Raw genomic sequence first — 12,971 nt, 5'->3', positions numbered from 1 at the left:
CCTTTCTTAACTTTGAAATTGATTATATGATTTATTAAAGGCTTCAATGATGTCTGAACTTGCCTTGTCAAAATCTACCTGCGATTTCAATTCACCTTTGACTATTGTACGTTGGGTTGCTTCAGCATCCGTACAAGTTACCAAAGTTACTTCAGATTTGCCTGGTGTATCATCAACCACTGCTACTTCGGTTGGTTGAACAACCTTGACCTCACTAATGACATAAGTATAGACCTTATTCTTATCAGTAAGATAAATCTTCATGCCTTCCTTAGCCTTATCTAGTGGTGAAAATAGCATGTCAGATGCACCAGCAATACCAAAGACGTGGTGACTAGCTAGTGAATAGTTGTTTTCACCACCCATGACTTGGTCTTCTTTCATAGTTCCTGCACCGTAAGTCAACTCTGTATTGCCAAGTCCTTTGAAAATAGGAAGATTGATACCCACCTCTGGAATGGCAATACCACCAACGACAGGAAGTTCTTGAGCATCCATCTGTGCCTGCAAGACAGACTCTGTGCTAATTGATTTAACGGTATCAAAGTCAAAACTCGTCTTAGCTTCCTTGTTTTTCTCAATAGTCTTTTTAGAAACCTTGCTCACTTGATACTTATTTGTATTCCATGCAATCACTGTGTTTCGAATAGACTTATTGAAAATCAAGGCTAAACCAACAACCAAGAGAACAACAATCAACACCCAGCGAAGAATATCCAGCCACTTACGGCGTTTTTTTGTTGCTTTATTTTTCTTATCTTTGCTCATTAGTTGTCACCACTTTCTTGGTCTTCAGAAGCTTGTTCTACTTCTTCTGGTTCAACTAAAGCAAAGGTTACAATACGAGCAGAGTCATCCAAACGCATGACCTTAACCCCTTGAGTTGCACGACCAGTTTGAGAGATATTAGCAACGGCAGTACGGATGATAACACCTGTATCGGTGATGACCATGATATCCTCATCACCAGATACTGTGACAATACCTGCTAAGTTACCATTCTTCTCTGTGATATTAGCAGTCTTGATACCTTTACCACCACGTCCCTTCGTTGGGTATTCAGTAGCTGAGGTACGCTTACCGTAACCTTTTTCAGTGATAATCAAGACTTCTTGGTCTTCTGTAATGGCAGCTGCACCAACAACTTGGTCTCCATCACGAAGAGTTACCCCTTTAACACCGGCAGCCATACGGCTCATGCTTCGAATAGTGTCCTCTTTGAAGCGTACACTGTAACCAAATTTGGTACCAATGACAATTTCTTCATTACCAGTAGTCAAGAAGACATTGATTAGCTCGTCACCTTCTCTCAATTTCAAGGCAATCAAACCGTTTTGACGGATGTTCTTAAATTCTGCTTCTTTGGTACGTTTAACCAGACCTTGGCGAGTTACAAAGACAAGGTGATTATTTTCAGAAGCTTCATCACTCTTAGCGTTAATGACCGTTTGAATGGTCTCACCTTCATCCAACTTCAAGAGATTGACAATAGGTAAGCCTTTGGCTGTACGACCATACTCAGGGATTTCATACCCCTTGAGACGGTATACACGCCCCTTATTAGTCATGAAGTAGAGGTGATCATGAGTACTTGTTGAGACAATATCTCGAACAAAATCATCATCGTTAACACCAGTACCTTGAACACCACGTCCTCCACGTTTTTGTGAACGGAACTCGTCTTGGGCTAAACGTTTAATATACCCCTTATTTGAAAGAGTGATAACAACATCTTCTTCTTCGATGAGATCTTCATCCTCAAGAGAAACGACTTCTCCGACCATAAGCTCTGTACGACGAGCATCTGCGAATTTACGCTTGCTTTCGTCCAATTCTTCCTTGATGATAGCAATGACACGTTCTGGTTTTGCCAAAATATCAGCTAAATCAGCAATCAAGGCAAGGAGATCATTGTACTCATTTTGAATCTTATCACGTTCCAAACCTGTCAAACGACGCAAACGCATATCAAGAATGGCTTGACTTTGACGTTCCGTGAGTTCGAAGCGAGCCATCAACTCAGCTTGAGCCTCTGCATCAGTTTGACTGCTACGGATAATCGTAATCACTTCATCCAAATGATCAAGAGCAATCAGCAACCCTTCTAAAATGTGGGCACGTGCTTCAGCCTTATCCTTGTCAAACTGTGTACGACGAACCACAACTTCTTGTTGGTGCGCAATATAGTCAGCCAAGATTTGACGCAAGGAAAGGATTTTAGGAACACCCTTTTCAATGGCCAACATGTTGAAGCTAAAGTTAGTCTGAAGTTGCGTTAATTTGAACAAATTGTTCAAGATAACATTGGCCGAAGCATCACGACGCACTTCGATGACAAAGCGTACCCCTTCACGAGAAGACTCGTCACGGACTGCTGTGATCCCCTCAATACGTTTTTCTTGTGCCAAACGAACGATATGTTCATGGACCTTGGTCTTATTGACCATGTAAGGAAACTCAGTGACAACAATACGCTCACGACCTGATTTTGTTGTTTCAATTTCGGTACGTGAACGAAGGACAATAGAACCCTTACCAGTTTCATATGCACGGTGAATACCAGATTTCCCCATGACCAAGCCACCAGTTGGAAAGTCTGGTCCAGGAAGAACTTCCATCAGTTCACGTGTTGTAACTTCAGGATTATCCATCATCAATTTGACAGCATCAATCGTTTCAGCCAAATTATGTGGTGGGATGTTAGTCGCCATACCAACGGCAATCCCTGTCGCACCATTGACAAGAAGGTTGGGAATACGAGACGGAAGGACTATTGGCTCACGTTCTGATCCATCATAGTTATCTTGAAAATCTACGGTATTCTTGTTAAGATCACGAAGCATTTCCAAGGCGAATTTAGACATACGCGCCTCAGTATAACGCTGAGCGGCAGCCCCATCTCCGTCCATAGAACCAAAGTTCCCGTGACCATCAACCAACATGTAACGGTAGCTCCACCATTGTGCCATACGGACCATGGCTTCATAGATAGATGAGTCCCCGTGTGGGTGATATTTACCCATGACATCCCCGGTAATACGGGCAGATTTTTTATGTGGCTTATCAGGTGTCACCCCAAGCTCATTCATTCCATAAAGAATACGACGTTGTACAGGTTTTAAACCGTCACGAACATCTGGAAGAGCACGAGACACGATAACACTCATGGCATAATCGATAAAGCTCGTCTTCATCTCAGACGTCAAATTAACGTCAATTAAATTATTATCTTGCACTCTAAAAATGCCTCTTTTCTTTCATTCAAATCATTCCAAACTCTAATAAAAGAGTATAGAAAATTTCTATAATATTATACCATAAAACGCTTTATTTTTCAGTTAGGTAAAACGCTTTCATCTATTATTTGCTTAATATTTCGTGACATCCATCACTTAAAGTGGTAGAATAAGCAGTGTACGGGGTAACCCAATTAAAAAATAAGGAGATGTTTAGACCCATGACTGCAACTAAACAACACAAAAAAGTCATCCTCGTTGGTGACGGTGCCGTAGGTTCATCTTACGCTTTCGCACTTGTAAACCAAGGTATCGCTCAAGAACTTGGTATCATCGAAATTCCACAATTGTTCGAAAAAGCTGTTGGTGATGCGCTTGACCTTAGCCACGCGCTTGCTTTCACTTCACCTAAAAAAATCTACGCAGCTAAGTACGAAGACTGTGCGGATGCAGACCTTGTAGTTATCACTGCTGGTGCTCCACAAAAACCAGGTGAAACTCGTCTTGATCTTGTTGGTAAAAACCTTGCAATCAACAAATCTATCGTTACTCAAGTTGTTGAATCAGGCTTCAAAGGAATCTTCCTTGTAGCAGCTAACCCAGTTGACGTATTGACTTACTCAACATGGAAATTCTCAGGATTCCCTAAAGAACGCGTTATCGGTTCAGGTACTTCACTTGACTCAGCACGTTTCCGTCAAGCGCTTGCTGAAAAACTTGATGTTGATGCTCGTTCAGTTCACGCCTACATCATGGGTGAACACGGTGACTCAGAATTTGCCGTTTGGTCACACGCTAACATCGCCGGTGTAAACCTTGAAGAATTCCTTAAAGACACTCAAAACGTTCAAGAAGCTGAATTGGTTGAATTGTTCGAAGGTGTTCGTGATGCCGCTTATACAATCATCAACAAAAAAGGTGCTACTTACTATGGTATCGCCGTAGCTCTTGCACGTATCACTAAAGCTATTCTTGACGATGAAAATGCAGTACTTCCATTGTCTGTATTCCAAGAAGGTCAATATGGTGTAAGCAACGTCTTTATCGGTCAACCTGCTATCGTAGGTGCACACGGTATCGTACGTCCAGTGAACATCCCATTGAACGATGCTGAACAACAAAAAATGAAAGCTTCTGCTGATGAATTGCAAGCTATCATTGATGAAGCATGGAAAAACCCTGAGTTCCAAGAAGCTTCAAAAAACTAATTTGACATTAGTTAAATAAAAGTCTCCAGTAGGAGGCTTTTTTCGTATTTCAAAAAAGAAAAAAACAGCTAATTCAACTGAATTAGCTGTTTCAGATTATTTAGCTGAGATAGCTGCTTTAGCAATATAGCTAAGCGGTTGGTTAAAGTGTGGCAAGAAGAACAAATCAAGCAATTGAAGACGGTCGATCGTTACACCTTCTTGGATAGCCAATGAGAACATGTGGATTCCCATAGAGATGTCCATACGTGATACCATTTGAGCACCAAGAACTTTGCGTGTATCTTTGTCATAAACGATCTTGATTGTAACGTCTTCATTTTCATCTTCCATGAAGGCAGCTTTTTGAAGATCTGTTGATTCTACTACTGCTGGATTGAAACCAAAGCGTTTTGCTTTTTCTTCTGTCAAACCAGTAGATACCATGTTCAAACCATAGATTGAGATACCATTTGATCCTTGAACACCGTTTGATTCAACATCGCCACCACCGGCATTATGACCACCGACAATACCTGAACGAACAGCGTTTGAAGCCAAGGCAATGTAGTTCACATCTTCAAGGGCATTGTCATAAACGGTAGCACAATCACCAACTGCATAAACATCTTTGATTGATGTTTCTTGTTTCTTATTAACAAGGTAAGCCCCATTACGGAATGTTTCCAATTTACCAGCACCAAGAGCTGTGTTAGGACGGAAACCTACTGCAAGGACAACCATGTCGACATCGTAAGCATTTTTATCAGTGACGATACGTTCAACTTTAGTATCACCTTCAACTGCCTTAACAGTTTCACCAAATGCCAATTTAATACCGTGGCTTTCCATATTTTTAGCCATAAGTTCAGTCAAGTCATGGTCATAATAACCAGCCAAACATGTATCAACAACGTCGATAAGGATAACTTCTTTACCATGACGTTGGAAAGCTTCAGCCAATTCAACACCAATGTAACCAGCACCTACAACCGCTACACGTTTGATATCTTGAGATTTGTCGTTCAACTTATCGATAACTTCTTGGGCGTTTTGGAAAAGTTTAACGAATTGAAGGTTTTCAAGTGTAGCTTCGAAAGTACGGCTACCTTCTTTAATTTCAGCACCTTCGATTGGAGGCAAGATTGGTTGAGACCCAGTAGCCAAAATCAATTTGTCATATGATTCAACGTGCTCTTTACCATCTACAAGGGCTGTAACAGTTTTACCATCAAAGTCAATAGACTCAACTGGTGAGTTCATATAAACTTTAGCACCCTTGCTTTCAAGTCCTTCTTTGTTGGCATAGAAAAGACCATCAGAACCTGAGATTTGATTACCGATCCAAAGAGCCATACCACAACCCAAGAATGAAATGTTAGAGTTTTGGTCGAAAACAACTACTTCATTTTGGTCTCCGTAATTATCGAGAATAGTATTAATACTAAAAGTACCAGCGTGGTTAGCACCAACAACTACGATTTTTGACATAAGTTTATCCAACTTTCTTTTGATAATAGTTTACTATTTCATTCTACCATAATCGGAAAACGGTTACACCTTTTATGCTCAGACTTTGTTACTTTTTGAACAAATTAAGTTTCTATGCTCAAAACCCAAATAGGTCACGGCAAAATATGCAGAAAAACACTTTATGATGACGGTTACCTTTCTTAACACCATCACTGTCTTACCAAATCCTAGAAAGTTACTTTGCTTTAAAATATAAAAAAAGAGTGAGTAACTTTCTCTTTAGAGAATGTCAACACTCTTTTATCTCTATACTAACTCATTAAAATCCCAAACGTCTGTCCAACCTTCATAAAATTCTGGTTCGTGACATACCATAAGGATACTGCCCTTGAAGGCCTGAAGGGCACGCTTCAATTCATCCTTGGCGTCAACATCCAAGTGGTTGGTAGGTTCATCCAGAACAAGAACATTATTTTCACGATTCATAAGGAGACAGAAGCGAACTTTAGCCTGTTCCCCACCAGAAAGCACTTGAATTTGGCTTTCAATATGCTTAGAGGTTAATCCGCATTTGGCTAGAGCCGCACGGACCTCAGCTTGATTTAAGGCTGGGAAGGCATCCCAAACCGCTTCAAGAGGCGTCTGACGTGACCCTTCTGCTTCTTGCTCGAAGTAACCTAGATCAATAAAATCACCTGTCTCAACTTCTCCTTCGAGTGGTTGAATAATACCAAGCAAGCTCTTAAGCAAAGTAGTCTTACCGATACCATTGGCACCCACGATAGCTACTTTTTGATTACGTTCGAAGGTAAGATTCAAAGGAGCCTTGGTCAAAGGGCGGTCGTAACCAATAACGAGGTCTTTGGTTTGGAAAATAAAGCGTCCAGGCGTACGACTTTCCTTGAAATGAAATTCAGGTTTTGGCTTCTCAGCCTGCAATTCGATAATTTCCATCTTATCCAATTTCTTCTGACGAGACATGGCCATATTTCGAGTAGCAACACGTGCCTTGTTACGGTTAACAAAATCTTGAAGGTCTGCAATTTCCTTTTGCTGACGTTCATAGGCAGCTTCTAATTGAGCTTTCTTCATAGCATAGACAGATTGGAAATTGTCATAATCACCTGCATAGCGAACCAAGTCTTGATTTTCAACATGATAGACAATGTTAATCACATCGTTTAGGAATGGAATATCGTGAGAAATGAGGACAAAGGCATTTTCATACTCTTGAAGATAGCGTTTAAGCCAAGCAATGTGTTCAGCATCCAAATAGTTGGTTGGCTCATCGAGAAGTAAGATATCTGGTTTTTCAAGCAATAACTTAGCCAAGAGAATCTTGGTACGTTGACCACCTGAAAGGTCCGTTACATCTGTATCCATGCCAAAATCCATGACACCTAGTGCACGGGCAACCTCATCAATCTTAGCATCTAGTGTATAGAAATCACGCGTTTCCAAGCGATCCTGAAGCTCACCCACTTCTTCCATCAGAGCATCAACGTCAGCTCCTTCGTCAGCCATAGACATGTAAATCTCATTGATACGTTCTTCAGTCTTAAAGAGTTCATCAAAAGCCGTACGAAGGACATCACGAACGGTCATTCCCTTTTCAAGAACAGCATGCTGATCCAAGTAACCCGCTGTAACGTACTTAGACCACTCTACCTTACCTTCATCTGGCTGCAATTTTCCAGTAACGATAGACATGAAGGTTGACTTTCCTTCACCGTTAGCACCGACAAGACCGATATGCTCACCTTTGAGCAAACGGAATGAGACATTTTCAAAAATAGCACGGTCACCAAATCCGTGACTAAGATTTTTGACTTCTAAAATAGACATAGCATATCTGGGCTGAACCTGCCTTCAGCCCTTTCCTTTCTTGACATTAACTTTACTATTTTACCATTTTTTAGTGAAAATTTGGACCTCTGCTTCTGGAAAATTAAAAAGAAAAAGCAGGACTAACCTGCTAAATCTTTAGTTTCTTTGTAAAATACGTTTGAAGACAGGATAGAGGAGAGGCACCGCAATGATAGTCACTACTGATGTCCCAAAGGTTCCACCAATTTTAGTAAGTGCCAATACCATAGCTGCATTGAGTGGTAAAGCCGCAACAACACTATTAATAATCGTATACTTAACAAAATTCAAAATAATTTTGGTCACTGCCGCTATGACTCCAATGATTATGATGTTAGCCATTTTGTCATTTGATTTTAAAAACTTTTCAAAAACAAGATAGAGAACATAACAAACAATCAAGGATTCTAAAATAGTAATCCAGACCTCAGCAGCATAGCCATTGAAAATATCAAATAGCCCTAACCCTACTGTTGCGACTAGCGCACCTTTTCTGGCACCGAAAATCAAAACAGCAATCACAACTAGGGCATTTCCCAGATGGACAAATTGAGCTCCAAAAGGAATACGAATAAACTGTACACTCACAATAATTAAAGCTGCATACAAACTTAGAATAACTAATTCACGTGTTTTATCACTTTTCATTTTTCTCCTCCAATAGGGCATTAAAACCACTGAATAAATAACCGATATGGGGCTCATAGCAAAGACCATATTTTAAAGGACGACCATCAGACAGTGTTGACGAAAGAACCCTATCCATAACATCCAAGGCCAAATCACAAACCTTTAGTAAATCAAGATTATAAAAGTAACCTGCTGATAAGATTGCCGTTAGCAAATCGCCGCTTCCATAAAAATGATTACCATAACGTTTTTGCATGCGATAAATCGTTCGATTAGTCTCTTTATCAAAATAAGCCAACCCAATTTTATCTGTCTCAAATGAGATACCTGTCAAAATAACTTTTCGAGGTCCAAGCTTGCTCAATTCTCTCAGAAGCTTTTCAATAGTGACCTCATCATAGGAACCTGCTTCAAGATATGGAGTATCCGTCAACAAAGCAGCTTCTGTCAGATTGGGAATGATGACATCTGCCTGTTGACAGAAATCCTTCATGGTTTCTACATAGTTTCTATCAAATCCTTGATAAAGTCGACCATTGTCACCCATAGTAGGGTCAACAAATAGAGCTATCTGTTTATCACGAGCCAATTGACCTACACATTTTAATGCTTCTTCTGACTTAAAATAACCACTCACAAGGCCATCTACTATAAAATCCAAGTGGTCCCACTGCTCACAAAATCCCTTTAGATCATCCGTAAGATCCCGTACATAGATATTTTCAAACTCCCCTGTATGCGAAGATAAAAGAACTGTTGGTAGGGGAAGGACTTCAGTTTGACAGGCTGACATGATAGGGAGACTACTAGTTAAAGCAACCTTACCTAGACCAACCAGGTCATTGGCAACAATTACTTTGGTCATCTATTTTCCTTCCCAGGTCTTTTTAAACTGTTTAACAAAACCTGTGTGGAAATAAATGTAGTAGGCCACTCCTAAACCAAGAATAGCAGCTACAATGTCAAAAGGAATCTTCATAATAGCATAGGCAGGCGTACCATAGATAAAGGCTCTTCCTAATCCATAACCGACTAAGTCAATAATGGCCCCAATCAAGAGACCTAAAGCCGCCCTAGATTTGCTCAATTTTCCTAAGCGTCCTCCAACAATGAGTGCAATAGCGAGAACTTGAAGGCTATGTGTTACTAGAGTTACCCACATAGGAAGAGGGTAAAAAAGAAAATCTCCAATAAAGGAACCTACTCCAGCAATAATAACTGCTTCTGTGGGTGGGAAAATTAAACCAACTAAAAAAATTATAATCCCGTTAAAATAGAAATGACCTCCTGGCACAGGAATAGATAAGAGACTCGAACTCAAAATAATGACAAGTGCCATGAAAAATGCAGAAATGGTTAAACGTTTTGCTGACATACCTAAAACTCCTTAGTCAATAAATATAGTATAAGTTTATGAAAATTCTGACGATTAAACAAGATAGTATTTTCACTACTGTATGGGTACAGATTTAAGACAATAAAAAAACACCACACATTCATGTGGTGATAAAACTTATTGAGCTTTTTTATCAAAGTATTTGACAGGTGCCTTTTCAAGATTTTGTAGTGAAAGCTTGGCAGTCGCGTTTGCCTCAGTACCGTAATCAGAGAAATCAATGCTTAGATCATGATCAAAATCAGCAACGGCATAGTCAACAACGATTTCTTTAACTTCCTTAGGAGCAATCTTGGTCTTATTTGCAATCTTATCTCGGTCATCATCTTTAGAAAAGACCAATGTAGCAACCTTAACTTCTTCCTTTTCTTGTTTCACATCAAGGACCACCTTCATCAAAAGAGTGTAGGCATTCATTGTTTCTTTACTTGAGTTGCTAAGTTTATAGTGAACACGGACAGCTTTTTGACCTTCTGGTGATTCAATTTTAGTTGCAGAAAGAACTTGTACACTAGCATCTTGTCCTGTAAATAGCATTTTGTTTTTATCGTAGGTCCAAGTAGGCTCTTTCTCTGGTGTGCAAGCTGACAAACCAATAATGGTTAAGAATGCAAGAGCCAGAAGTCCTAAGATTTTCTTAAAAGTCATTCTTATAATCTCCTTAAACTTATTTGAAAGGGGAATTTAGTTTTACCTTACAACCTTTTTATTATGTCAAAATCTAATAATCTTGTCAAATATCTCTAGACCTCTTGCCCTTAGAAGACAAGTAGGGTAAAATAAGGTAAAATCTGTAAGGGGTCAGTTATGAGTATTTATCACGATATTGTCGAGACCATCATCAAAGATATCCAAAATGGTACTTTGAAAAAAGGGAGTAGGCTCCCCTCTATTCGTCAACTAAGCCAGACTTATGCCTGTAGTAAGGACACAGCCCAGAGAGCACTCTTGGAACTCAAGTATCAAAACTATATTTACGCCGTACCCAAAAGTGGCTATTACGTCCTAGAAGGTCGCAATGAAGTTGATAATAAGGTGCTTCTTAACCTTAACGATTACAATCAATTGGCCTACGAGAATTTTAAACTTTGTTTGGATGAAAGTTTGGCGGGTCACCAGGACTACCTCTTCAACTATTATCATGAACAAGCCGGACTCAAAGATTTGCTTGAAGCCTTAAAGAGTCGATTAATTGCTGACGATATTTATGTCAATTCGGATCAGATTGTCATAACCTCAGGAAGCCAACAGGCCCTTTACATTCTTTCACAGATGGATTTTGGTAATGGGGGCTACAAAATTCTCTTAGAACAACCTACCTATCATCGCATGAACCAGCTCGTTAACCGTCAGAATCTAGCTTACGAGACGATTAACCGTGGTTTTGATGGTTTAGATTTTGACTGCTTGGAAGAGTACTTTAAATCTGGACAGATTAAGTTCTTCTATACCATCAGTCGTTACTCCAATCCTCTTGGATTAAGCTATTCTGCCAGTGAAAAAGAAAAGCTAGCCCAACTTGCCAATCAGTATAACGTTTATATCGTCGAGGATGACTATATGGGAGACTTTAGCGATAGTAAAAATCTCCCGATTCACTACTATGACACCCAAAATCAGACCATCTACATCAAATCCTTTTCCATGGCTCTTTTTCCAGGTTTACGTCTAGGTAGCCTTGTCTTACCTCCTAATCTTAAGCCTACCTTTTTGAGCCACAAGGGACTTATTGACTATGATACCAATCTCATCATGCAAAAAGCACTTTCCGTTTATCTCGAAAATGGCATGTTCCAAAAAAACATTAAGAAACTTGGTGACCTCTTTCAACAAAACATGGCTAAAAGTCAAGCAATCATTGAGAAATCTAAGGTTATCATACCTTATCAGATTTCTCCTAGGCATGTGACCTGGCAACTTCCTAAAGAGTTTTCACTTGAAAAATTCAAAGCCCACAAGCAGATTCGCTTTTTAGAATCCTCCTTTATTAGACCAACTTCTGAAACTTATCTGCAGATAGGTCATGGACAGGAACTGGAATCCTTTATAAAACTTCTAAAAAAAACAAAGTGACAATTAGACCTTGAATTGTCAAATTAAGTGCATACTCTCCCCATAGAATACTTCATAAGGTGTTTTCCAGTTAAGACATTTTCGTGGCCTATTATTAAGTTTGTTCTCCCATAGCTGAATAGTCTGATCATCAACCAATGTTAGATCACTACCCTTTGGAAAATATTCTCTAAGTAATCCATTCGTGTTCTCATTGGTTCCTCGTTGCCATGGAGCATGAGGGTCAGGAAAATAGACTTCAATGTTCAATTGATCACTCAATTTCTGATGATAGGTGAATTCTTTCCCTCTATCAGGAGTTACTGTATACTTCGTCAAGGGTTCTAACAGTTTTACCATAGCTTCTATTACCAACTTGCTTTTCTTAACAGCTACCTTTTTGATTTTTAGAAAACGAGAATAACGGTCTGTTAGAGTAACTAAACAAGCTTTTCCAGTTTTACCTGCAACAGTATCGGCTTCCCAATCTCCTATTCTAGTTCGATTATTAGCCTCTTCTGGTCTTTCGTGAATTGTATGAGAAATGGATATTTTCCCTCTATTTTCAACATGACCTTTAGTATGACGTGTTTTCCCACGATGACGAAGTTTACGAATGACACCACGAGCACCATGAGATAATGAGTTATCCTCAAAATGTCCTCGGTAAATGGCTCTATAGATTGTTTGATAACTAATAACAGTTTTTCCGTACTCTAATTGCAACCGACCTTCTATTTCTTCAGGAGACCATTGGTAATCGAGAAATAGATGTTTGATGGTATTGCTTAAATTGTGATCTATTTCAAGCATACGCTTCCGCCCACAGTGTGATTTAGCCCTATGGTAAGACTCCTGTGCATGACTTGGAGAATAGCTTCCTTCTTTTAGATGCCGCTTCCACTCACGACTAATACTAGACGGATGACGATGAAGTAACTTAGCAATTTGAGAAAAATTTAGGCCTTGCGTACGGTAAATGAGAATACTTTCACGCTCGTCTATGGTAAAATGATGGTAGCTCATAAGATTTCCTTTCGTAACTAGTTCGTTCAATTCTATTTTACTAGAAAATCTTATGAGTTTTTATTGTGCACTTATATTGTATATTCAAGACACAAAAAAAGCCAT

The 12,971-nt window shown here is 39.5% G+C and carries 11 protein-coding genes; 2 read left to right on the top strand and 9 right to left on the bottom strand.

What is annotated here, in order from left to right; translation table 11 throughout:
- Positions 1 to 6 precede the first annotated feature (6 nt).
- Both V471_RS06885 and gyrA read right to left on the bottom strand, forming a co-directional pair.
- Entirely contained in the window at positions 7 to 768 is a 762-nt protein-coding gene (locus V471_RS06885; protein WP_004182361.1) for a class A sortase, read from the bottom strand.
- Complete coding sequence (gene gyrA / locus V471_RS06880; RefSeq protein WP_084871331.1) at positions 768 to 3,236, bottom strand: DNA gyrase subunit A; 2,469 nt, start codon at positions 3,234 to 3,236, stop codon at positions 768 to 770. Before gyrA ends, V471_RS06885 begins: the two co-directional genes overlap by 1 nt.
- Before the next feature lie 221 nt (positions 3,237 to 3,457).
- Here gyrA and V471_RS06875 point away from each other — a divergent pair, with 221 nt between their 5' ends.
- Positions 3,458 to 4,444 (top strand): L-lactate dehydrogenase, encoded by a 987-nt coding sequence (locus V471_RS06875; protein ID WP_004182359.1) that lies wholly within the window; start codon positions 3,458 to 3,460, stop codon positions 4,442 to 4,444.
- Between the two features lie 96 nt (positions 4,445 to 4,540).
- Here the strand turns inward: V471_RS06875 and nox are convergent, their stop codons facing one another.
- The 6 genes from nox to V471_RS06845 all read right to left on the bottom strand — a co-directional run bounded on the left by nox (position 4,541) and on the right by V471_RS06845 (position 10,436).
- The gene (nox, locus tag V471_RS06870; protein ID WP_004182358.1) at positions 4,541 to 5,914 is read right to left on the bottom strand and encodes a H2O-forming NADH oxidase; all 1,374 of its coding nucleotides are present in this window, start codon (positions 5,912 to 5,914) and stop codon (positions 4,541 to 4,543) included.
- Between the two features lie 288 nt (positions 5,915 to 6,202).
- On the bottom strand, positions 6,203 to 7,741 hold the full coding sequence (locus V471_RS06865; protein ID WP_002891178.1) for an ABC-F family ATP-binding cassette domain-containing protein: 1,539 nt from the start codon (positions 7,739 to 7,741) through the stop codon (positions 6,203 to 6,205).
- Positions 7,742 to 7,879: 138 nt separating this feature from the next.
- Positions 7,880 to 8,410 (bottom strand): ECF transporter S component, encoded by a 531-nt coding sequence (locus tag V471_RS06860; protein ID WP_073686722.1) that lies wholly within the window; start codon positions 8,408 to 8,410, stop codon positions 7,880 to 7,882.
- A complete protein-coding gene (locus V471_RS06855) occupies positions 8,400 to 9,257 on the bottom strand; it encodes a pyridoxamine kinase (RefSeq protein ID WP_084871330.1) in 858 nt (285 codons plus the stop codon). Before V471_RS06855 ends, V471_RS06860 begins: the two co-directional genes overlap by 11 nt.
- On the bottom strand, positions 9,258 to 9,767 hold the full coding sequence (locus V471_RS06850; protein ID WP_002891181.1) for an ECF transporter S component: 510 nt from the start codon (positions 9,765 to 9,767) through the stop codon (positions 9,258 to 9,260).
- A gap of 138 nt (positions 9,768 to 9,905) precedes the next feature.
- Positions 9,906 to 10,436: a DUF5067 domain-containing protein gene (locus V471_RS06845; RefSeq protein ID WP_084871329.1), complete on the bottom strand. Its 531-nt coding sequence runs from the start codon at positions 10,434 to 10,436 to the stop codon at positions 9,906 to 9,908.
- Positions 10,437 to 10,595: 159 nt separating this feature from the next.
- Between V471_RS06845 and V471_RS06840 the strand changes: the two genes are divergently transcribed.
- The gene (locus V471_RS06840; RefSeq protein ID WP_084871328.1) at positions 10,596 to 11,861 is read left to right on the top strand and encodes an aminotransferase-like domain-containing protein; all 1,266 of its coding nucleotides are present in this window, start codon (positions 10,596 to 10,598) and stop codon (positions 11,859 to 11,861) included.
- Positions 11,862 to 11,879: 18 nt separating this feature from the next.
- On the opposite strand, the gene V471_RS06835 is transcribed toward V471_RS06840, so the two are convergent.
- Entirely contained in the window at positions 11,880 to 12,866 is a 987-nt protein-coding gene (locus tag V471_RS06835; RefSeq protein ID WP_013990094.1) for an IS30 family transposase, read from the bottom strand.
- Positions 12,867 to 12,971 lie beyond the last annotated feature (105 nt).

The sequence above is a fragment of the Streptococcus salivarius genome, assembly GCF_002094975.1.
Taxonomy (GTDB): domain Bacteria; phylum Bacillota; class Bacilli; order Lactobacillales; family Streptococcaceae; genus Streptococcus; species Streptococcus salivarius_D.
The sequence above is the reverse complement of the archived record's forward strand: the minus strand, read 5'-3'. Positions and strand labels throughout refer to the sequence as shown.

Excerpts from the sequence above, each read along its gene's own strand:
- V471_RS06850 (WP_002891181.1), bottom strand. The coding sequence starts at position 9,767 with ATGTCAGCAAAACGTTTAACCATTTCTGCATTTTTCATGGCACTTGTC.
- V471_RS06875 (WP_004182359.1), top strand. The coding sequence starts at position 3,458 with ATGACTGCAACTAAACAACACAAAAAAGTCATCCTCGTTGGTGACGGT.
- V471_RS06865 (WP_002891178.1), bottom strand. The coding sequence starts at position 7,741 with ATGTCTATTTTAGAAGTCAAAAATCTTAGTCACGGATTTGGTGACCGT.
- V471_RS06845 (WP_084871329.1), bottom strand. The coding sequence starts at position 10,436 with ATGACTTTTAAGAAAATCTTAGGACTTCTGGCTCTTGCATTCTTAACC.
- V471_RS06885 (WP_004182361.1), bottom strand. The coding sequence starts at position 768 with ATGAGCAAAGATAAGAAAAATAAAGCAACAAAAAAACGCCGTAAGTGG.
- nox (WP_004182358.1), bottom strand. The coding sequence starts at position 5,914 with ATGTCAAAAATCGTAGTTGTTGGTGCTAACCACGCTGGTACTTTTAGT.
- V471_RS06860 (WP_073686722.1), bottom strand. The coding sequence starts at position 8,410 with ATGAAAAGTGATAAAACACGTGAATTAGTTATTCTAAGTTTGTATGCA.
- V471_RS06840 (WP_084871328.1), top strand. The coding sequence starts at position 10,596 with ATGAGTATTTATCACGATATTGTCGAGACCATCATCAAAGATATCCAA.
- V471_RS06835 (WP_013990094.1), bottom strand. The coding sequence starts at position 12,866 with ATGAGCTACCATCATTTTACCATAGACGAGCGTGAAAGTATTCTCATT.
- V471_RS06855 (WP_084871330.1), bottom strand. The coding sequence starts at position 9,257 with ATGACCAAAGTAATTGTTGCCAATGACCTGGTTGGTCTAGGTAAGGTT.